The organism is Allopontixanthobacter sediminis (assembly GCF_009828115.1).
In the GTDB taxonomy this organism is placed as follows: domain Bacteria; phylum Pseudomonadota; class Alphaproteobacteria; order Sphingomonadales; family Sphingomonadaceae; genus Allopontixanthobacter; species Allopontixanthobacter sediminis.
Map to the genome: position 1 here is coordinate 103,565 of NZ_WTYL01000002.1, position 21,004 is coordinate 124,568.

Below are 21,004 nucleotides of genomic sequence, written 5' to 3' on the forward strand. Positions count from 1 at the left end.
GCTGGAGTAGCGCTCCGGTCCGGCATACTTCGTTCAGTGGCGATCAGTCCCCGCTTGGCTTCGGCGCCTGCCACGGTAGATGGCGTTCATCGAGGCTGATCAGATTGTTGAGTTCGATCAATACCGCGTGCGAATGATAACCGAGCAACTGCCGCACCGGCACCTCAAGGTTACGCACCAGGATCGCGGTTTCCTCGGACGTAAAATCGCTCAGCCCCCGGGCCCGCTCGTGACCGTCTTCGTCATATACATGCAGCACGTCGCCCTTGGCGAATTTGCCTTCGATCGAGATCACGTCGCCGCGGCCGATCCCGCGCGCGCCGTCCGCTACAGCCTTGGCTGCGCCTGCGTTGATCACGATGCTCCCAGCCATGTGCAACCGTTCGCTGAGCCACAGCGGCCAGCCCGAAAGCGGCGATTCGTGTGCGATGCAAGTGGTGCATGGCCGCTGTCCCTTGAGCACCGAGGAAATCGGGTCATCCGCCTCGCCATTGGCGATCAGCGTGGTGCAACCGGAATTCTGCGCCATGTTGGCGGCCTGCAACTTGGTCAGCATACCGCCGGTTCCGAGCGTGCTTACGCTTTCGGTCACCGCCAGGTATTCGCTGACATCGCGCACTGTTTCGACCAGCTTTGCGCCCGGTTCCGAGGGATTGCGGTCGTAAAGTCCGTCAACGCTGGTGAGAATTACCAACCGGTCCGCCTGGACCATCTGGGCGACCTTGGCCGCTAGCCGGTCGTTGTCTCCGACCCGGATTTCTTCCGTCGTGATGGTGTCGTTCTCGTTGATGATCGGCAGGACATTCGCCCGCAGCAACCGGTGGAGGGTGTTCTTGGTGTTGAGGAAGCGCGAATGATCCTCGAAATCACCCAGTGTCACCAGGATCTGGGCGACATTGAGATCATATTCATGGCCGATCTGCTTGTAGGCGCCAAGCAGCAGCGGCATTCCGCAAGCGGCAGCGGCCTGTTTGTCACGTAAACCGGCAGTTTCAGGGGTAACGCCGATCATTTTCATGCCCAGCGCTACGGCACCCGAAGAACAAAGCACGACCTCGATGCCCTCGTCCCTGAGCAAGGCAATATCTTCCATTATCCGCTGCAGGAAAGCCCATCGCGGTGTCAGGCGGGATTGATCAGCCAGAAGACTTGAGCCAATCTTTATTATAACTCGTTTTACGTCGTTCACTACAGAACCTACTTTTTAATAATAAATACTAGGAATATTGCCGTCTGTGGCGTGTTTTTATAAATTCACTGCGTCACGAACCAGCAACTCGAATTCTCTCCGCGCTTATAGCCTTTAGGGCCTTATTGACAAGTGAGGGCGCGACAACAATGGCGCAAGGCCAGATCATCGCGATTTGCAACTTAATTAAATATTTGTCTCAATTGATGATTTTAAGGGCCGTGCGCTATTCGTCTTGATTGCTTCGCTGCATTCTCCTGTAGGCTTGGCATGGCACCCGACTCGCGCTAAAGGCTCGTAATTCGATCCACGCGGGGGCCGGGCAACACAGTCCGCCGCCGCTGCACACACGCATCCGTCATTTACCCCACGGGCCTTCGCATGAACTTTGAAACCGGCGTATCGCTTGCCGCATATTTTGTCCTGATGCTGGGCATCGGACTTTACGCCTGGAAAAAATCGACCAGCAATGTGTCGGAGTTCATGCTCGGCGGGCGCCAGTTGCCGCCATCCGTCGCGGCGCTGTCAGCCGGTGCCTCGGACATGAGCGGTTGGATGCTGATGGGTCTGCCCGGCGCGGTCTATCTCGCGGGCCTCAACGCCGCCTGGATCGCGGTTGGCCTGCTGATTGGCGCTTGGGCGAACTACCTGCTCGTCGCGCCGCGGCTGCGCGTTTACACCGAAGTGACCGACGATGCGGTTACCATCCCCGACTACCTGGAAAAGCGGTTCGAAGACACCAGCCGCAACATCCGCGTTATCGCCTCGCTGGTGATCGTCATCTTCTTCACCCTCTACACCTCGGCCGGATTGGTCGCGGGCGGCAAGCTTTTCGAGGCGTCCTTCGGTTTCGACTACCGACTCGGCCTGGTGGTCACTGCGGGCGTAGTGATGGCATACACGCTGGTCGGCGGCTTCCTCGCGGTTAGCCTGACCGATTTCGTCCAGGGCTGTATCATGTTTGCCGCGCTGGTACTGGTGCCGATAGTCACGCTGAACGACCTCGGCGGATGGACGGCGACAAGTGATGCGGTCCGCGCCGTGAACCCGGACTATCTCGGCTGGCTGTCGGGCGTGACCGCGCTCGGCGTCATCTCGAGCATGGCGTGGGGCCTTGGCTATTTCGGCCAGCCGCACATCATCGTGCGGTTCATGGCGGTCCGTTCGGTCAAGGATATTCCGGCCATGCGCCGGATCGGCATGTCGTGGATGTTTGTCACAGTCGTCGGCTCCGTGATGTGCGGCATTGTCGGCCTCGCCTTCATCACCCGCACCGGCGTGCCGCTGGGAGATCCGGAGACGATCTTCATCGTCCTGTCGCAAACCTTATTTCACCCCTACATCGCCGGCTTCCTGCTGGCCGCGATCCTGGCCGCGATCATGAGCACGATCTCTTCCCAATTGCTGGTATCATCAAGCTCGCTGACGGAGGACTTCTACAAGACCTTCCTGCGTTCAGAGGCCAGCCAAAGCGAACTGGTACTGGTCGGCCGGATCGCCACGCTGGCGGTCGCGCTGGTCGCCATTGCGCTCGCGTTCGACCGGTCGAGCAGCATCCTATCCCTAGTCGGCAACGCCTGGGCTGGATTCGGTGCCGCTTTCGGGCCGGTGATCCTGCTCAGCCTGCATTGGCGCGGGATTACCCGCAGCGGAGCGCTCGCCGGGATCATTGCCGGGGCGGGCACGGTGCTGATCTGGCTCTACGCGCCGTTCACCATCGGCGGAGAGGCCCCGACGGCGGTAATCTACGAGATCATTCCCGGCTTCATCATGAGCACCCTCGCCGCGGTTGGCGTGAGCAAGCTGGGCAAGGGCGTATCGCCGAAGGTCGAGGAGCAATTCGACCAGATGCTCGCTTTGAAGTGACCACGCGCCCCGATATAGCGGTAACATGGCGCGCCTGATCCTGTTCAACAAACCCCACGGGGTGCTGTCGCAATTCACCGATCGCGGATCGGAAACGACCCGCGCCACACTGTCGGACTTCATCGCAATCCCCGGCGTCTATCCCGCGGGCCGCCTCGACCGCGATAGCGAGGGGCTGCTGCTGCTGACCGACGACGGACATTTGCAGGCGCGAATCGCCGAACCCAAATTCAAGATGCCCAAGACCTATCTGGTACAGGTCGAGGGGGACGTTACGGACGAGGCGCTTGCGCTGCTGCGCAGCGGTGTTCGCCTGAAGGACGGCCTTACGCTACCGGCCGAAGCCGAGCGGATCGACGCTCCCGATCTGTGGCCCCGCGACCCGCCGGTCCGGTTCCGCAAGAGCGTACCCGATTGCTGGCTCAGACTGACCATCCGCGAAGGACGCAACCGGCAGGTCCGGCGGATGACGGCGGCGGTCGGCCATCCCACCCTGCGGCTGGTGCGGTGGCAGATCGGGGAGTGGACGGTGGAAGACATCCCCCCGGGCGAAAGGCGGGAAAACAGCGTCCGCTAGTCGTTCAATCCTCCGCCTCGAACGCCAGGCTGCCCTGATTGTACAAGCGGGTGATCAGATCGATTGCGGAGGCCGAATGGATGAATTTATCCTCCACCATGATCGCGGTCTGTGCGCACAGCAATTCCGCCAGCTCCGCGCTCTCGGCCCGGCATTCGAAGCACTCGCCATCGGCGAACAGGAGTATTCCGCCATTCTGCCGAACAAAGGAGAACCGGCTGGCCGGATTGCGATGCAACGGAACCTTCGACGCCAGGGCGCCGACGATCTCCGCGGCTGAAACGGGATCTTCGGGCCGCCAGTCGATCTCGGGATATTTCGGCGTGCTGTTGTATTTCCCGAACCACCGGGCGAACGCCTCACGGTCCGACAGCCCTTCCAGCAGCATCGCGTGCAGCTTATTGATAGCGGTGCCGGCAATCTCCCCCGGGTTGTCCTGCGGGGATAGTTGGGGATCACCGTAACGGTCGTCGTCCGTCATCGTGTCGAGCAGATCATCGCAGAAATCGCCGATCAGTTCGGCGCGAGAGGGGGCCCGGAAACCGACCGAATAGGTCATGCAATTGTCGCCCACCGCAGCGCCGTTATGTGCGATGCCCGGTGGGACATACAGGATGTCGCCGGGCTCCAGCACCCATTCCTCTAGCGGCTCAAAATCGGCTATCAGGCGCAATTGATCATGCGGCAGCAGCGGCGTGCGCTCGTCACACATCGCGCCCACTTGCCAGCGCCGCCGGCCCAGCCCCTGGATCAGGAACACGTCGTAATGATCGAAATGCGCCCCCACCCCGCCGCCATCCGCCGCGACGCTGACCATCACATCGTCGATCCGCCAGTTGGGCACGAAGCGGAACGGTTCGATGAGCGCCGCGACATCCGGTACGAAATGATCGACCGCCTGTACCAGCAGGGTCCATTGATCGCGCCCGAGTTCACCAAACCGCTCCGCCGGGATCGGGCCGTCTTCGGCGGTGAGCGCGCCGCCGGCATGGCTGACCAGCCGCGCCTCCACATCGTCCTCGCAGGCAAGGCCCGCCAGCTCGTCCGGCTCCAGCGGGTTCGTCCACTGGGCCCACGGATTGCGGATCAGCAGCGGTTTCTTCTGCCAGTAATCGCGCAGGAAGGTCTCGGTATCGAAATCGGTGAATTGCATGGGACCGGCCCTAGCAGGTTTCGGAACCTAGTCGCCAGACTTCCTAATCCTCCGACTGCTCGATCCGCGCGAGCAAAGCCTCGACCTGCACCTGCGCGCCTTCGCTGGCGTTAAGTTCGGTCACGGTCCCGTCGAACGGCGCAGTCAGCGCATGCTCCATCTTCATGGCTTCGAGCACCAGCAAGCGCTGCCCGGCGGTGACCTTATCGCCCTGCGCCACATCAACCGCAATGACCTTGCCCGGCATGGGGGAAAGGATGTCGCCATCATGGGCGGATGTGTGGGCACCTCCGTCTGTACGCGCAGGCACAATTCGATAAGTCGTGCCAATGTTGGTCGCAAATATCTGTTCGCCTACTTCACTGTAAAGGCTGTACTGTTGCTTGTCGTAGCTAGGCTCAGGCGAAGAATGTGCCATCAGAGCCATTCCGTTGACTGAAAGTCCAATTACGGCTTTAGGCGCGGCATTCAGGCGAAATCCAGAAAGAGCATTTCGCGGAGAAATAAATCGAATTGCGGCAGTATCAAGCAGCCATTGCGGCGGCTCATAAGCTTCCAGAGCCAATTCTTCTTCATGCGAACTAATGAAACCGGTGTCGAGCCGTGCTTCGAAGAAATCGGGGTTGACCAGAAGGGAATGAAGGAAGGCTGCGTTTGACTTGACTGGCCAAACGGCACTGTCGGAGCATATTTTTGCCAAGCCGGCGATGGCATCTTCTCTAGTGTCCGCTCGAAAAATTAATTTGGCGATCATGGGATCGTAGAACGGGCTGATCGTGTCGCCCTGCTCGACGCCGGTTTCGATCCTTACTTTCCCGTCAAAGCCAAGTTCTCTGGCTTCACCGTTTGAACTGTGCTGCCATCTGGTTGGTCGGGCAGTTCTAGGAAGTGAGAAAAATTCCAGCGTCCCCGTGCTCGGCAAAAACCCCTTGGCCGGGTCTTCCGCATAAAGCCTTGCTTCAATGGCGTGCCCATCGATCCGGATTTCGTCCTGCTGCAGCGGGATTGCCTCGCCGCTCGCCACGCGCAATTGCCATTCGACCAAGTCGACGCCGGTAATCTCCTCGGTCACCGGATGTTCGACCTGCAGCCGGGTGTTCATTTCCATGAACCAAATACGGTCGGCGCGCAGGCCTTCACTGGCGTCGGCAATGAATTCGACCGTACCCGCGCCTTCGTAGTTTACCGCTTTTGCTGCACGAATTGCTGCGCCGCATAAATCGCTCCGCGTGGCCTCGTCCATGCCCGGCGCGGGGGCTTCCTCGATCACTTTCTGGTGGCGGCGCTGCAGCGAACAGTCGCGTTCGAACAGGTGCACGACGTTGCCGTGGCTATCGCCGAAAATCTGCACTTCGATATGCCGCGGCGAGGTAATCCACTTCTCCAGCAGTACATGGTCGTTACCGAAACTTGCCTTCGCCTCGCGTTTGCAACTCTCCAGCATTTCAAGGAATTGCTGCGCAGCATCAACCTTGCGCATGCCCTTGCCGCCGCCGCCCGCGACCGCCTTGATCAGCACCGGATAACCGATCGCATCAGCCTCCGATTTCAGCCGCTCGACAGACTGGTCTGCGCCGAGATAGCCCGGAGTGACCGGTACGCCGGCATCCGCCATCAGCTTTTTTGCTGCATCCTTCAGGCCCATCGCGCGAATGCTGTCCGGGTGCGGCCCGACCCAGACGATTCCGGCGGCTTGCACCGCTGCAGCAAAATCGGCGTTTTCGCTCAGGAACCCGTAACCCGGATGGATCGCCTCCGCTCCGGTTTCTTGCGCGGCGGCAATGATTTTCTCGCCCACCAGATAGCTCTCGGCAGCGGGGGACGGCCCGATGTGGACCGCCTCGTCCGCCTGCCGCACATGCAATGCCTTCGCATCGGCGTCGGAATAAACGGCAATGGTGCGAATGCCCATTTCACGCGCGGTGCGGATGATCCGGCAGGCGATTTCGCCGCGGTTGGCGATAAGGAGCGATTTGATCATGGCCATTACATCCTGAACACCCCGAAGCGGGGGGCCTCCGCTATCGGTGCTTCCAGTGTTGCGGCGAGAGCGAGCCCCAGTACGTCGCGCGTCTGGACCGGGTCGATTACCCCGTCGTCCCATAGCCGCGCGGTAGCGTAATAGGGATTGCCCTCGTGTTCGTATTTCTGACGGATAGGGGCCTTGAATTCTTCCGCCTGTTCAGGCGTCCAGCTATCCGCATCGCGGTGGACAGTTGCCAACACGCTCGCCGCTTGTTCGCCACCCATCACCGAGATGCGCGCGTTGGGCCAGGTGAACAGGAAACGCGGCGAATATGCGCGTCCAGCCATACCGTAATTGCCCGCGCCGAAGCTGCCGCCGATCACCACCGTGATCTTGGGAACCTGCGCTGTCGCCACCGCGGTTACCAGTTTCGCGCCATGCTTGGCGATGCCTTCCGCTTCGTATTTCCCGCCGACCATAAAGCCGGAAATGTTCTGCAGGAACAGCAGGGGAATACCGCGCTGGCAGGCGAGCTCGATGAAATGCGCGCCCTTCACGGCACTTTCGGAAAACAGCACGCCGTTATTAGCCAGGATAGCCACCGGCATCCCCCAGATATGCGCGAAACCGCACACCAAGGTGCTCCCGTAAAGCGACTTGAACTCGTGGAATTCGCTGCCGTCCACCAATCGCGCAATTACCTCGTGCACGTCATACGGCGCGCGGACATCGTCGGGGATGATCGCGTAGAGGTCTTCGGCGTCGAATTTGGGCGGGCGCGGTTCTTTCAGATCGACATCCGGCTGGTGCACCTTGCCCAAATGGCTGACGATATCGCGCACGATCGTCAGCGCGTGTTCGTCATTTTCCGCGAGGTGATCGACGACGCCAGATTTTTTCGCATGCAGGTCGCCGCCGCCAAGGTCTTCGGAGGAAATCTCCTCGCCCGTGGCCGCCTTCACCAGCGGCGGACCGGCGAGAAAGATTGTGCCCTGTTCGCGCACGATCACGCTTTCGTCGCTCATCGCCGGGACATAGGCCCCGCCTGCGGTGCAGCTGCCCATTACGCAGGCAATCTGCGGAATGCCGCGGCTGCTCATCTGCGCCTGGTTGTAGAAGATCCGCCCGAAGTGATCGCGGTCGGGGAACACCTCGTCCTGATAGGGCAGATTGGCCCCGCCGCTATCGACTAGGTAGATGCATGGGAGACAGTTTTCCTGCGCGATTTCCTGCGCGCGGAGGTGCTTCTTGACCGTCAGCGGGTAATAGCTGCCGCCCTTCACCGTCGGATCGTTGCAGGCGATCATCACCTGCCGACCGGACACCCGGCCAATCCCGGCGATGATCGAGGCGCCGTTGACGTCGCCCTCGTACATTCCGTTCGCCGCCAGTTGCCCGATTTCGAGGAACGGCGAGCCGGGGTCGAGCAGCCGCTCCACCCGGTCCCTTGGAAGCAGCTTGCCGCGCGATACATGGCGTTCGCGGGATTTTTCGCTGCCGCCCAGCGACGCCTCGGCCACACGCTCGCGCAATTCGTCCGCCAGCCCCTTGTTATGCGCAAACCGCGCCTTCGCCTCGGCGCTTTCCCGGTCGAGTTTGGTGGTCAGGGTGGGTGCAGTCATGCTGGGTCGCTCTTGTCGGCTTCTTTGGGCTTGGTGAAGAGGTACCGGTACACACCGACCACGTTGATCGCCAGCAATCCAACGTTCTGCCACCCGATTCCCTCGCTATCTTCGCCCAAAAACCCCCAGGCGATGAGTGACAGCGAACTCGTGACGAAAATCACGAAGCCCCAGCCGGTCGGCCGGGTTCCGAGATTCAGCGAAACAATCAGGGCGGCAATCAGGCCGGACGCCGCGCCGTAATATTGGAGGGCTGTTATGAGGGCATCGCTCACCGTTCTGCCCCGATCAGCTCGCGGCCGATCAGCATCCGGCGAATTTCGTTGGTTCCAGCGCCGATGTCCAGCAGCTTCGCATCGCGAAGGTAGCGTTCGACCGGCCAGTCCTTGGTATAGCCGGCTCCGCCCAGCGCCTGGACACTTTCGGCCGCCACGCGGAAGGCGTTTTCGCTCGACAACAGGATCACACCCGCCGCGTCGAAACGGGTTGTCTGGCCGGCATCGCACGCCTTCGCCACGGCATATGTATAGGCACGCGCCGATTGCAGCGCGACATACATGTCCGCCACCTTGGCCTGCATCAGCTGGAAGCTGCCGATCGGTTTCCCGAATTGGTGCCGCTCGCGTAGATAGGGGATGACGGTGTCGAGGCAGGCCTGCATGATGCCAAGCTGGATGCCGGACAGCACCACGCGCTCGTAATCAAGGCCGCTCATCAGCACCCCGACACCGCCGTGCAGCGGGCCCATCACGTTTTCTTCCGGCACTTCGCAATCGTCGAACACTAGTTCAGCGGTCGGCGAACCGCGCATCCCCATCTTGTCGATTTTCTGGCCGATGCTGAACCCCGGCATATCCTTTTCGACCAGGAACGCGGTAATGCCTCGGCTGCCTTCACCGGTCTTGGCATAGACCACCAGCGTATCGGCATAGGCGGCGTTGGTGATCCAGAACTTGGTTCCGTTGAGGACATAGCCGCCCTGCACCGCGTCTGCCTTGAGCTTCATGGAGACGACATCGGATCCGGCGCCCGCCTCACTCATGGCGAGCGAGCCGACATGCTCGCCGCTGATCAGCTGAGGGAGATATTTGGCCTTTTGCCCAGCGTTGCCCCACCTGCTAATCTGGTTGACACAAAGATTCGAATGTGCGCCGTAAGACAACCCGACCGACGCGCTTGCCCGGCTGACTTCTTCCACCGCGATGACGTGTTCGAGATAACCGAGACCTAGCCCTCCATCTTCTTCCGCGACGGTGATCCCGTGAAGCCCGAGCGCACCCATTTGCGGCCACAGGTCTTGTGGAAACCAATCTTCGCGATCAATCTTCTCCGCCTGCGGTGCGATCACTTCATCGGCGAAGCGGGCAGTGGTTTCACGGATCATTTCCGCATTGTCGCCAAGGGCGAAATCGAAATCGGGGGTCGCGCGCATGAAAGCTCCGGCTGCTGGTTTCTCGCCTGGTCGCTATGGCAAACCAGGATGTCGTCCAGCAGCGCATAGGAGACAGAACGCGGGGATGGAAGAGGCGGGTTGAAGGAGGCCACCGCTCGGTGCAGCCGCCCTTCAATCCTGGTTGATCGAGTGCGTCGTTAGATCAATCCCCGGCGTCTTCAACGGCTTCACCAGCCGATTGCAAGTCCTCGCCAGCACCTTCGACCGTGTTGCAAGCGCTCAAGAGTACCGCTGCGGCGACGGCAATTGCAGATGCGAATTTCATGGTGTTTCTCCTTCACTGGACTACGCGGAAAGACCGGGAAGCATACCCGATCCTCTGATTTCCCAACGGATTGCAGAGTCGCGTGGTTCCGCACGACCATGCGACGGCGCGACCGGACGACTGAGAAATTCGGTAGAAGGTGGTGGGTGGTGCCGCTTAGAGGATTCGAACCTCTGACCCCATCATTACGAATGATGTGCTCTACCGACTGAGCTAAAGCGGCCCATTGCCGCGGCGTAATGCCGCGCCGGGATATGGAGGCCCGAGCCGGAATCGAACCGGCGTGCAAGGATTTGCAGTCCTCTGCGTAACCACTCCGCCATCGGGCCACTCCGTTGAACCGCGCTGCCAAATAACAGCGTTGCCCGCAGGAAGCGGCCACCTAGCGGGTCGGCGCGGGCAAGGCAATGCACTTCTGATAGCTTCGCGAGATTGAGGGATGGCCTTGCACAGGCTTTTCGTTATGCGGGCAAACCATGAGCATCCGTAACCTTCTCGACCCGATCACCGCTGACGGCGGCCCCGTTGAACTTCCCGCAGCGGAGGGGTGGATGCAGGGCCGGACAGTCTATGGCGGCTCGTCCGCGTTGATCGCCTATGTCGCGGCCCTGCGGAAGTTTCCTGATCTACCACCGTTGCGGGCCGCCCAGATCGGGTTTGTCGCACCGGTGGGTACCGAAATGGAATTACGCGCGGAGGTGATCCGCGAAGGCCGCAACGTCACCCAGGTGCGCAGCGAAATCCTGTGTGAAGGGCGAATCGCGCTCACCGCCATGTGGCTGTTCGGTGCCGGCCGTGCCCCCAATGGCGAGCATGCTTCCCCGCCGCTGGACGTCTCTGTCGGCGCGCCGGAAGAAGGGGCGCCGGTGGATGACCGGATGGCGCCTGCGTTCCTGAAAAATCATTACGAAGTCCGTCACACCGCCGAACAGGTGGAGCCCGGTATCCCGGTCGTACGCCGATGGGTCCGGCTGAGCGATCGTTCGGGGCTCGATCCGGTCGAGGAAGTCATCCTGATGGGGGACACCCTCCCCCCGTCCGCGATCCGGATCATGGAGCGGCCGGGACCGCTGAGTTCGATCAACTGGTCGTTCAACCTGATCGAGCCGTCGCCAGCGACCCGCGATGGCTGGTGGCTGGCTGAAACCGCCAGCGATCACGCCAATCTTGGCTATTCGAGCGAGCGGCTGAGGCTGTGGAACAGCGATGGACGGCAGATCACCTCCGGATTGCAAAGCGTCGCGATCTTCGGCTGACGCCGGCGACCCCTCACGCAGTCACACGTCGGAGAACTTTGGCTCGCGTTTGGCCATGCCCGCCATTACCGCCTCGATCTGGTTTGGGGTACGCATGATTGCGTGCTGTTCGATGCTTTCTTCCATCAGCAGATCGTTTGTCGAGCGGTCGTGCATTGCATTGGAAAGGCGCTTGGCTGCGCGGATAGCGTGCGGATTGCGGCCGGCAATCTGATGGGCGAGCGCGGTAGCGCGCGCCTGCGGTTCGTCGTCGAGACAGGTGGCGAGGCCCAGCCCTACAGCTTCTTCGCCGCTAATTTCACGGTTGGTATACACCAGTTCCCGCAGCACATCGTCACGCACCAGCCCGCGCCACAGGGCATAGCCGCCCATGTCGGGGACGAGTCCCCATTTTAGCTCCATTATCGCCATGCGCGCGTCGGGCGCGGCAATGCGGATATCCGCGCCGCTGGCGATCTGCATTCCGCCGCCGAAGCACACCCCGTGGATTGCGGCGATGACCGGCACCGGCAATTTGCGCCACTGCATGGCGACCTGCTGGAACTTGTTCGAATTGCCATAGGTCCGTTCGGTTAGGCTCGGCTCGTCGGACGGAGGTTCTGCCGCGAAGCTGGCGGTATCGAGTCCGGCGCAGAAGCTCTTGCCTTCTCCTGAAAGGACCACCGCCCTCAGCCCGCGGGTCTTTTGCAGAAAGTGTCCAGCCTCGATAATGCGGGCAAACATTTCAGGGTCGAGCGCGTTCATCTTATCGCCCCGGGTCAGGCGGACCTGGGCAACTCCGTGGTCGTCCATAGTGATGGACACGCGGTCATTCGAGGGGAATTGCATCGATTTCACCTGTCTTCGAGAAAGTCTGCTTATCGTCGCCGATGCGCAGATAGCTGTCCAGAGAATGTTGCGCTGCGGGCGTCTCCTCCTGCATCATCGCACCCGCATCCGCGTCCAGGAGATATCCACCCGCCGGGTCGGTCGCGAGCAACCATGACAGGCCGAAGGTCCGCAGCTTGGCGCGCACCCGGGCCACATGCACCTCCACGCGGTTGGTCTGGGGATCATGGTCGATCCGCCACACTTCGGAGAGAAGGCGCCGGCGTGACAGGCGCTGGCGCGGGCTTTCGGCCAGCCGCCACAGCAATTCGAATTCGCGTGGATGCAGGCCGAGCCAGGTGCCATCGCAGCTGCCGTCCCGGTGAAACAGGTCGAGCAGCACCGGCCCTGCGCGGAGATGGCGCGGCATCATTCGGGCTCCGGCGAGAAAGGCACTGCGCAGTTCAGCTGTCGTCGGCACGGCAGTCCCGTCTGACGCGTGGTCTCACAAATATTCGCCCATGCGGATGGAATATATTTGGCTGCAGGTAAGTATGAGGTGATCCAGCAGCACGATGTCGAGTGCCCGGGCAATATCCCGCACCCGGTCGGTTGCAATCAGGTCTTCACTGCTTGGGTGGCAGCGCCCCGAAGGATGATTGTGGGCGAGCAGCAGGCCGCTCGCGCCTAGCGCAAGCGCGCGGCCAAACAGCGCGCGGGCCCGTGTCATGACCAAATCACTGGTTCCGATGGCCAGCACTTCGTCATCGAGATACCGCCCGTACCCATCGCAGTAGGTCGCATGAAACCGTTCTTCCGATGCTCCGGAGAAATGGGCCTTGAGGTACTGCAGGAAAACGGGGCTCCCGACGAATGCCGCATCACTGAACATATTTGCGGCAGGAACCTCCCGCGCCGGGATGTCTTGGCGGCCTAGTGGTTGCGCCACTGGCCCCGCTTGCGCGCCAGCGGGCTGGGCCCCCGGTCGATCCACGAGCGGTACGGGCCAAATCGCGCGGTGCGCCGGCGATGCGCCCACAGCCCCAGCCCTTGGGCCAGCAGCTGAAAATAGGACGGTCCGATATACAGGATTGCATAGGCGATCGGTGTCATCGCCTGCGTCAACTCCCGCGCCAGATGTGCGTTGAAGGCAATCAGTTGCAAGGCCGCAATCCATAGGGTGTACATCCGGTTTGCCCGCAGGGCGATGACGATGAAAGCGATCATTGCAGCGAGGTCGATCAGGGCACGTCCGTAATCAATCGATACGAGATTGATGAAATTGCCGAAAATCAAAGTCAGGATCCGACCCGAAACCAGCATGCCGATAAAGACAGCGGCAACCGCCCGTTCCGGACCTGCCCCTTTCCACAATCCCAAGGCCGCTAGGACGAGCAGGACAATGAGCTGAAATTGATCCCGCAGGCCCGGGATTAATTCTGCCATGATCTCATCTTTCGGGTCTCAGGCCGCTTTGAACGACGCGGCTTCGGCAAAGCCCGGCATGGCCTCCATCGCCGAACCGCGGATGTCGGTAGGTATTCCTTCATCCAGGCCGGCCTGTTCCCGGGCGACCTTGCTGAGTTCGCTGTGCACCCGAAGCAGGCTGGTGGACATCGACATGGCCTGTTGTTCCGCCTGGCATAGGCGCATGATGGCGCGCTGCCCGGTATCCAGCGGTACGTCGGGGTTCTGGCGCGCGGTCAGCATCGCCTGCTTGAGCTTCGCAAAGGCCACCATCGCTTCGTCGGACAAGGCCTCAGCCTCGCGGATCAGCTTGCGGATATTTCTGGCGTCGTTGGAAATGGTGGTAGTCATCGACTTGGTCTCCGGACCGAATTTCCAGGCCCGCCGCGCTCATTCGGCGTCCGTGTTGCTGGCGAGGGTGACCGATGCCTTTCCGTCCAGGACCTCGCTCAGGGAGAGCGCCGCGGAAACGACCAGCACTACCCCGGCGATGATACCGAAAGCGAGCGCGACCATGACTACGGAACGGTAGAGGACGGCGTGCTTACCGTCGAGCGCCCCAAAGACGACCACCGGTTCGATATCGTGTGCCCAAGGCGCATCGCGTGCGACCACATGTGCATCGGACAATCGGATCGAACCGGGGTCGTCCCGGCCCGGCAAATCGCCCAGGGGGGCCGGGTTGCCCATCTGCTTTTTACTGTATGCAGTATTCCTTAAGGGGGGCATCGTGCCGACTTCAGCGCCTGGCGGAAGATCGAAAACGGCTGGCTTGGCCATCACTGGATCAAGGTTTTCAGGCAGATCCCGCCCGCCATTGCCACAGCGGTACGTTTCCACCAGTTCGTTCAGGCTGCCGGCATGATATATGCGTTTAAGCGCGCGGATGTGCTGGTTGATGCGCGTTTCTGAGACGCCCATCTCGTTGGCGATGAGTTTTATCGGCATCCGGCGATCGATCCGGCGCATTACTTCGCGCTGCTTGTCCGTCAGCTGAGGCGCAGCTTCCCCGATCATTGACCAACTACTCCCCTGTTATGCGCAACCCTATGCCGCCTAGAATAAGGCACTTGCCCAGATTTTGAAAGCAGACTGAATTACGCGTTCGCCCGTCAATTTTCGCTGCCGGGTGCCCCGTTGTGGCCGAGTGACGCGAGATATCGCTTCACGTTACGGGCGGCCTGGCGCAGCCGCTGTTCGTTTTCGACCATCGCAATCCGCACAAAGCCCTCGCCTTCTTCGCCGTAACCGACACCAGGCGCCACCGCGACTTCGGCGTGAAGTAGCAATTGCTTGGAAAATTCGAGGCTGCCCATATCCTTCAGCGCCGGCGGTAACGGAGCCCAGGCGAACATAGATGCCGGAGGCGGCGGGATGTGCCAGCCGGCCCGGCCGAACGCTTCGACCATGACATCGCGCCGCTTGTGATACAGCAGACGGTTGCTTTCGACGATGTCCTGCGGCCCGTTCAGCGCCGCGCAGGCCGCCGCCTGGATTGGGGTGAACGCCCCGTAATCGAGATAGCTTTTGACCCGGGTCATCGCGGCAATCAATTCCTTGTTGCCCACCGCGAAACCCATCCGCCACCCGGCCATCGAATAGGTCTTCGACATGGAGGTAAATTCTACCGCCACGTCTTTCGCGCCCTTCACCTGCATGATCGAGGGTGTCGGTTTGCCGTCGAAATAGAGTTCGGAATAAGCCAGGTCCGACAGGACCCAGACCTTATTCTCCCGCGCCCACGCCACCAGCCGTTCATAGAATGCCAGATCGACCACCTCGGCAGTCGGGTTCGAGGGATAATTGACCACCAGCACGCTTGGCCGCGGGACGGTGTAGGCCATCGCACTTTCCAGCGCGCGCCAGTATTCCTCGTCCGGTGTGGTCGGCACGGAGCGAATCGTCGCCCCGGCAATGATGAAGCCGAAAGTATGGATCGGATAGGACGGGTTGGGCGCCAGCACCACGTCGCCCGGCGCAGTGATTGCGTTGGCGAGGCTGGCAAGGCCTTCCTTCGACCCCATCGTCACGACTACTTCGGTGGCCGGATCGAGTTCGACCCCGAAACGGTTCGCGTAGTAATTCGCCTGCGCCTTCCGCAATCCGGGGATGCCCTTTGACTGGGAATAGCCGTGGGCATCGGGCTTGCGAGCCACTTCGCACAATTTGTCGATCACGTGCTGTGGGGGCGGCTGGTCGGGGTTGCCCATGCCGAGGTCGATGATGTCCTTGCCCGCCGCGCGCGCCGCTGCCCGGAGACCGTTGACTTCGGCGATCACGTAGGGCGGCAGGCGCTTCATGCGGTAGAAATCGGTATCCATCATATCCCTTGATGCGGCAGGTGCGGGCATGCCGGCTTTGGCTTGGTTGGTACAAAAGTTCGTCCGAATATTCCGTGAAGCAATAAATGCACAGGTGCAATCTTATCCGTCAGCCTGTATGAGTTTGGGCGATCAACGACACCACGCAACGGGAAGAGAGCCAACATGGCGGCTGCCAAGACACCGGATGACCCCTTCACCGCGCTGATGAAATTGCAGGCCGAACAGGCGCAATCCTTTTTCGACCAGATGATGCCGGTGAAAAGCGGACCCGATGTTATACCGGCAAGCGGAGACACGGCCGATCATTGGGCACAACTGTCCAGCCGGTTGCAATCCATGTGGAACGATTTTCAGGCCGGGCAGCAAAAACCGGCGACTGCGATGTTCGACCTGACGGGGTGGACCGACTTGTCGAAGAACTGGATGGCCCAGATGCCGCTGGTGGATCCGGCTCGCCAACAGCGCCTGATGGAAGATTCGGTACAGTTATGGCAGTCGGTTCTGGGGCAGTATGCGCCCGGACCGGACGGCGGGACGGAGGAAAACACTGCGCCCGACCTGCCGCGCAAGGACCGCCGTTTCGCCGATCCGAAGTGGCAGCAGCAGCCTTTGTTTGCGCTCATTCACCAGACTTACCTCCTGATGACCGAGCGGCTGGTGGCAATGGTGGACGAGGTCGAAGGCCTCGATCCGGCGAAGCGCGAACAATTGCGGTTTGCCACCAAGGGAATGATGGAAGCGCTAAGCCCGGCGAATTTCCCGCTCACAAATCCGGTAGTGCTGCAACGCACGCTGGAAAGCGGCGGTGAAAACCTGGTCAAGGGGATGGAACATTTGCTGTCCGACCTTGAGCGGGGCCAGTTGACCCACACCGATCCGGCCGCCTTCCAGCTTGGCCGCAACATCGCCACGACGCCGGGCAAGGTGGTTCACGAGACCCCGCTATATCAGTTGATCCAGTACAGCCCCTCGACACCCGATGTGCTGGCCGTTCCGCTGATCATCTTCCCGCCGTGGATCAACCGGTTCTACATCCTCGATCTCAATCCCGAAAAGAGCTTCATCCGGTGGGCGGTCGAACAGGGCCTGACGACGTTCGTGGTCAGTTGGAAATCGGCCGACGCGTCGATGGCGGACGTGGTGTGGGACGATTATATCCGCGCACAGATCGACGCGGTCGACCACGTGCGCCAGCGGCTGGATGTGCCGTCCACCCATGTCATCGGTTACTGCGTCGCCGGCACCACGCTGGCCGCGACACTGGCGATCCTGGCCCGGCGGGGCGAGGCGGACAAGATCAAGAGCGCGACGTTTTTCACGGCGCAGGTCGATTTCGAACGAGCGGGCGAATTACTAAATTTCATCGACGACAACCAGATCGCCGCAATCGAGAACCTTGCCCGCGATGGTTATCTCGACGGGCGGGTGATGGCAGCGACCTTCAACCTGCTCCGCGGTACCGATCTGATCTGGAACTATGTGGTCAACAATTACCTGCTGGGGGAAGAATATCCGGCGTTCGACCTGCTCCACTGGAACGGGGACGTCACCAACCTGCCCGCCAAATGGCACAAGAGCTACCTGATCGATCTTTATCGCGACAACCGCCTGGTCGAACCCGATTCGCTCAGCGCAGACGGTACACCAATCGATCTTCGGATGGTCGAAACGCCCTGCTATATCCAGGCCGGCAAGGAAGACCACATCGCGCCAGCCGAAAGCGTGTGGCGGATGACCGACCATTTCTCCTGTCCGATGCGTTTCGTGCTGGCCGGGTCCGGACACATCGCTGGCGTGGTCAATCCGCCCGCCGCCGGAAAGTACCAATACTGGCGAAACGACGAAGACACCGCTTCGCTCGAGGAATTTGTTGCCGGAGCAACCGAGCACAAAGGTAGCTGGTGGCCGGACTGGATCGAGTGGATTACCGGACAGGACAGCAAGAAAGTCCCCGCCAAAGGTCCCCGAAAGCCGGGCGGAAAAGGCGACAAAATTATCGAGGACGCGCCAGGACGCTACGTGATCCAGAGATAGTTATCCTTGCTGTACAATACCTTGTGAAGATTATGTTGCACTGCACAAAAAGCTTGACATGACTGCCGGAATACCTATTTTGTGCACTGCAACATAAGGGTTCCGAAAACGGGATCGGCAACGCACAAGGATTCGGTATCATGGCAGATCAAGCCACGAGTAAGATTGACGCAGCGACCGAGAAGGCTTTCGCCGATGCGGCTGCGCAGACCACTGCAGTGAAGACCTCAGCTACCAGCACCCCTGCTCCGGCAGCGGAAGCATCGTCGAAGCCGACGATAGCGCAGAAAGTCGCTGAAGCCGTCGCGGCTCCTGCACCGGCGGCCAAGAAGGCAGCGCCGAAAAAGGTCACGGCCAAGAAGACCGTCGCTCGCAAGCCCGCTGCAAAAAAGACTGCAGTAAAGAAGCCCGCTGCGCCCAAGGCTGCTGCCAAGGTCGCTGCGAAGACCCGCAAGCCAGTGGCTGCGAAGACCCCCTCGATCAAGCAATCCATCACGAAGGAAACCATCATGACCAAAGCACAGGAAACTGCCGCCGATTACACCGCACAGCTGAAGGACGGCTTGTCCGACCTCCAGACCCGCGCGAAGACCGTTTACGAAAAGAGCACGGTGCTCGCTTCGGAAATGGGCGAATTCAGCAAGCATAACGTCGAAGCAATTGTCGAATCTGGCAAGATCATCGCTTCCGGTATGCAGGAAATGGCAAAGAGCTATGTCGAAGAAGGCAAGTCTGCCGTTTCGACCATGACTTCGGACGCCAAGGAAATCGCCGCCGTCAAGTCGCCCACCGAGTTTGTCCAGCTGCAGAGCCAGATCGCCAGCCGCAATTTCGATGCGACGATCGCGACTGTCTCGAAGACCACCGAAGCGTGGGTCAAGCTGGCCAATGAAGCTTTCGCGCCGATTTCGAGCCGCGTCAGCGTTGCCATGGACAAGGTCCGCAAGGCAGCCTGAACCGGCAATCGGGTGACGGTGGCCACAAGCTGTCCGTCATTCTGAGGTTAAGCGTGCCGGGATCCTCTCCCCCCGGGCATGCAAAAAAGCGGGCCGAACGAGTTTTCGTTCGGCCCGCTTTGTTTGTCCGAACACGGCGTATGTTTGCCTGGTCGCATGTTGACTCAGCATGCAGAGGCGATTTTGCGATGAAATGTGCGCCGCGGGGCGGATTAGTGCGCGCCCCACCTTGCGAAGTGCGGACCGGATACGATATTACTGCAGATATGACCTTTGACCAAGCCGATCTCTCCCTCATGAATCCGGATGCTATCGCCCTCACGCGGCGGGTTGGCGCCGTTTGTGCAGGCGAGGGAGACGGAGCGAAGGATGGCGGCAAGGACGGTGAGGGCCAGGTCGGTGTCGTCACCAAGACCCAGCCCAAGACCAAACAGCCGAGCATGTACAAGGTGCTGCTGCTGAATGACGATTACACCCCGATGGAATTCGTGGTGATGGTCCTCAAGCGGTTCTTCAAGATGGACCTCGAACAAGCGACCCGGGTGATGCTCCATGTTCACCAGAAGGGCGTCGGTATCTGTGGGGTGTTTTCCTACGAAGTGGCGGAAACCAAGGTCAACCAGGTGATGGACTTCGCCCGGCAGAACCAGCACCCGCTGCAATGCACGCTGGAGAAAGCGTAAGCCGGACCGTCCGGTAATAAGGCGCCGCGTCACTGCGGGGCATGACCGCCGGCGAATTTCGCGCTAGGGGCATGGAACCAGCCTTCCGGGCTGGGTTTTGGAAAGACTGGCAGGCGCCGAGCTATTGTTCAATTTCATCCCCGCCATTGACCGGTACATCTTCCGGCTCGTGATCGTACCGATGCTGGGCGTGTTCGTGCTGGCCGCGTCGCTGCTGACCCTCGACAAGATGCTTCGGCTGTTCGACTTTGTCGCGACCGAGGGCGGTCCGATCGGCGTGGTGTTCAAGATGCTCGCCAGCCTCGTCCCCGAATACGCCAGCCTCGCGATCCCGCTCGGCCTGCTGCTGGGCATCCTGCTGGCATTTCGCAAGCTCGCGACCAGCAGCGAACTCGACGTGCTGCGTGCGGTCGGTCTCAGCTACTGGCGGCTGCTGCGGGTTCCCTATGCAATCACCCTGTTAATGGTGGGCCTGAACGCCGCGCTGGTGTTCTACATCCAGCCGGTAAGCCGGTATTACTACGAACAGCTTGATTATGACCTACGGTCCGGCGCGCTGGGAGCCTCGATTAAGGTCGGCGAATTTACCACCCTGAAGGACCGGGTGGCGCTCCGCATCGAGGAAAGCCGCAACGAGGGCCGGCAATTGGTCGGCATTTTCGCCCGGGTTTCCACCGACAAGGGCCAAGTGCTGTCGATCACCGCACGGGAAGGAAATTTCCTCGCCACCAGCGACAATCCCAATACGATTATCCTGCGCCTGAACGACGGGACTATCGTACAGGACAACGGCGGCGCGGATGGCGAAGGGGCGACCCCGCGCGTGCTCAGCTTCACCCGGCACGACCTTCCGATAGACTTGCCGGCGATCGAGGAATTCCGGCGCCGCGGCGATGCGGAGCGTGAGTATATCCTGCCCGAACTGCTCAGCATCGGGTGGAGCCCGGAAAGCACTGAGGAAGTGCGCGATGCCAGCCAGGCCAGTTTCAACTTCCGCATGGTCGAAGTGGTGATGATGCTGCTGATGCCGCTACTGGCGGTAGCGCTGGCGATCCCGCCCAAGCGGTCAACATCCGCGCTCGGGGTGTTCGTGTCGATCGTGATGGTGGTCGCCTATCACAAGGTCAACCAATACGGGGAGGACTTCGCGGCGCTTGGCCGCGCCGATCCGGCGCTGGCGCTATGGGGGCCGTTCGCGGTGTTTGCCGCGCTGATCCTGTGGATGTTCTACCGGGTTGCGTTTGTGCCCGGCGGACAGGCAATTGGCGCGCTTGAAAGCGGATCAGCCAAACTGGCGAAGCAAGTCCGCAAGCTGTTCCGGCGCAAGCGCCGCCGGTTCGAACCCGAACATGATGCCGGCGCCCATCCTCAGGCGGCGGAATAGAC

21 protein-coding genes and 2 tRNA genes are annotated in these 21,004 nt (G+C 60.8%); 7 read left to right on the forward strand and 16 right to left on the reverse strand.

All coding sequences use genetic code 11. The annotated features are described in order from the left end of the window. Window positions 1-43: 43 nt before the first annotated feature. A complete protein-coding gene (gene proB, locus GRI65_RS06235; protein ID WP_160755702.1) occupies window positions 44-1,189 on the reverse strand; it encodes a glutamate 5-kinase in 1,146 nt (381 codons plus the stop codon). 381 nt (window positions 1,190-1,570) lie between these two features. On the opposite strand from proB, the gene putP reads away from it, so the two are divergent. Next, window positions 1,571-3,055 (forward strand): sodium/proline symporter PutP, encoded by a 1,485-nt coding sequence (gene putP, locus GRI65_RS06240; RefSeq protein WP_160755703.1) that lies wholly within the window; start codon window positions 1,571-1,573, stop codon window positions 3,053-3,055. A 25-nt stretch (window positions 3,056-3,080) separates the two neighbouring features. Then, entirely contained in the window at window positions 3,081-3,632 is a 552-nt protein-coding gene (locus GRI65_RS06245; protein ID WP_160755704.1) for a pseudouridine synthase, read from the forward strand. A gap of 4 nt (window positions 3,633-3,636) precedes the next feature. On the opposite strand, the gene GRI65_RS06250 is transcribed toward GRI65_RS06245, so the two are convergent. The 8 genes from GRI65_RS06250 to GRI65_RS06285 all read right to left on the reverse strand — a co-directional run bounded on the left by GRI65_RS06250 (window position 3,637) and on the right by GRI65_RS06285 (window position 10,420). Next, window positions 3,637-4,785 carry a cupin domain-containing protein gene (locus tag GRI65_RS06250; protein ID WP_160755705.1) on the reverse strand — a complete coding sequence of 383 codons (1,149 nt, stop codon included), beginning with the start codon at window positions 4,783-4,785 and terminating at the stop codon, window positions 3,637-3,639. 43 nt (window positions 4,786-4,828) lie between these two features. Continuing rightward, entirely contained in the window at window positions 4,829-6,766 is a 1,938-nt protein-coding gene (locus tag GRI65_RS06255; RefSeq protein ID WP_160755706.1) for an acetyl/propionyl/methylcrotonyl-CoA carboxylase subunit alpha, read from the reverse strand. A gap of 5 nt (window positions 6,767-6,771) precedes the next feature. Continuing rightward, window positions 6,772-8,373, reverse strand: a complete 1,602-nt coding sequence (locus GRI65_RS06260) for a carboxyl transferase domain-containing protein (RefSeq protein ID WP_160755707.1) — start codon at window positions 8,371-8,373, stop codon at window positions 6,772-6,774. Beyond that, window positions 8,370-8,648, reverse strand: coding sequence for a hypothetical protein (locus tag GRI65_RS06265; protein ID WP_160755708.1), 279 nt, complete (start codon window positions 8,646-8,648; stop codon window positions 8,370-8,372). The genes GRI65_RS06260 and GRI65_RS06265 overlap by 4 nt, the downstream gene beginning before the upstream one ends. After that, window positions 8,645-9,805, reverse strand: a complete 1,161-nt coding sequence (locus GRI65_RS06270; RefSeq protein WP_160755709.1) for an isovaleryl-CoA dehydrogenase — start codon at window positions 9,803-9,805, stop codon at window positions 8,645-8,647. Before GRI65_RS06270 ends, GRI65_RS06265 begins: the two co-directional genes overlap by 4 nt. Before the next feature lie 163 nt (window positions 9,806-9,968). After that, window positions 9,969-10,091, reverse strand: coding sequence for an entericidin A/B family lipoprotein (locus GRI65_RS06275; RefSeq protein WP_160755710.1), 123 nt, complete (start codon window positions 10,089-10,091; stop codon window positions 9,969-9,971). A 147-nt stretch (window positions 10,092-10,238) separates the two neighbouring features. Next, window positions 10,239-10,314, reverse strand: a tRNA-Thr gene (locus GRI65_RS06280). Window positions 10,315-10,346: 32 nt separating this feature from the next. Beyond that, window positions 10,347-10,420: transfer RNA gene (locus GRI65_RS06285), tRNA-Cys, on the reverse strand. A gap of 147 nt (window positions 10,421-10,567) precedes the next feature. On the opposite strand from GRI65_RS06285, the gene GRI65_RS06290 reads away from it, so the two are divergent. Continuing rightward, entirely contained in the window at window positions 10,568-11,347 is a 780-nt protein-coding gene (locus tag GRI65_RS06290) for an acyl-CoA thioesterase (protein ID WP_160755711.1), read from the forward strand. 21 nt (window positions 11,348-11,368) lie between these two features. Here the strand turns inward: GRI65_RS06290 and GRI65_RS06295 are convergent, their stop codons facing one another. The 7 genes from GRI65_RS06295 to GRI65_RS06320 all read right to left on the reverse strand — a co-directional run bounded on the left by GRI65_RS06295 (window position 11,369) and on the right by GRI65_RS06320 (window position 15,942). Further along, a complete protein-coding gene (locus GRI65_RS06295; RefSeq protein WP_160755712.1) occupies window positions 11,369-12,175 on the reverse strand; it encodes a crotonase/enoyl-CoA hydratase family protein in 807 nt (268 codons plus the stop codon). After that, window positions 12,156-12,635 carry a helix-turn-helix domain-containing protein gene (locus GRI65_RS06300; RefSeq protein WP_332872610.1) on the reverse strand — a complete coding sequence of 160 codons (480 nt, stop codon included), beginning with the start codon at window positions 12,633-12,635 and terminating at the stop codon, window positions 12,156-12,158. Before GRI65_RS06300 ends, GRI65_RS06295 begins: the two co-directional genes overlap by 20 nt. A gap of 24 nt (window positions 12,636-12,659) precedes the next feature. Beyond that, window positions 12,660-13,046 carry a JAB domain-containing protein gene (locus GRI65_RS15105; protein WP_202391207.1) on the reverse strand — a complete coding sequence of 129 codons (387 nt, stop codon included), beginning with the start codon at window positions 13,044-13,046 and terminating at the stop codon, window positions 12,660-12,662. Between the two features lie 41 nt (window positions 13,047-13,087). Further along, the gene (locus GRI65_RS15110; RefSeq protein WP_202391208.1) at window positions 13,088-13,600 is read right to left on the reverse strand and encodes a hypothetical protein; all 513 of its coding nucleotides are present in this window, start codon (window positions 13,598-13,600) and stop codon (window positions 13,088-13,090) included. 18 nt (window positions 13,601-13,618) lie between these two features. Next, window positions 13,619-13,972 carry a hypothetical protein gene (locus tag GRI65_RS06310; protein WP_160755714.1) on the reverse strand — a complete coding sequence of 118 codons (354 nt, stop codon included), beginning with the start codon at window positions 13,970-13,972 and terminating at the stop codon, window positions 13,619-13,621. A gap of 39 nt (window positions 13,973-14,011) precedes the next feature. Continuing rightward, window positions 14,012-14,638 (reverse strand): hypothetical protein, encoded by a 627-nt coding sequence (locus GRI65_RS06315; protein WP_160755715.1) that lies wholly within the window; start codon window positions 14,636-14,638, stop codon window positions 14,012-14,014. Between the two features lie 95 nt (window positions 14,639-14,733). Further along, the gene (locus GRI65_RS06320; RefSeq protein ID WP_202391258.1) at window positions 14,734-15,942 is read right to left on the reverse strand and encodes an LL-diaminopimelate aminotransferase; all 1,209 of its coding nucleotides are present in this window, start codon (window positions 15,940-15,942) and stop codon (window positions 14,734-14,736) included. Window positions 15,943-16,107: 165 nt separating this feature from the next. On the opposite strand from GRI65_RS06320, the gene GRI65_RS06325 reads away from it, so the two are divergent. From GRI65_RS06325 to GRI65_RS06340, 4 genes are all read left to right on the forward strand, one after another. Next, window positions 16,108-17,979, forward strand: a complete 1,872-nt coding sequence (locus GRI65_RS06325; RefSeq protein ID WP_160755717.1) for a class I poly(R)-hydroxyalkanoic acid synthase — start codon at window positions 16,108-16,110, stop codon at window positions 17,977-17,979. Between the two features lie 140 nt (window positions 17,980-18,119). Then, on the forward strand, window positions 18,120-18,935 hold the full coding sequence (locus tag GRI65_RS06330) for a phasin family protein (RefSeq protein ID WP_160755718.1): 816 nt from the start codon (window positions 18,120-18,122) through the stop codon (window positions 18,933-18,935). Window positions 18,936-19,231: 296 nt separating this feature from the next. Beyond that, complete coding sequence (clpS, locus tag GRI65_RS06335; protein WP_160756499.1) at window positions 19,232-19,618, forward strand: ATP-dependent Clp protease adapter ClpS; 387 nt, start codon at window positions 19,232-19,234, stop codon at window positions 19,616-19,618. Window positions 19,619-19,742: 124 nt separating this feature from the next. Then, window positions 19,743-21,002, forward strand: a complete 1,260-nt coding sequence (locus GRI65_RS06340) for an LptF/LptG family permease (protein WP_160755719.1) — start codon at window positions 19,743-19,745, stop codon at window positions 21,000-21,002. Window positions 21,003-21,004: the final 2 nt, after the last annotated feature.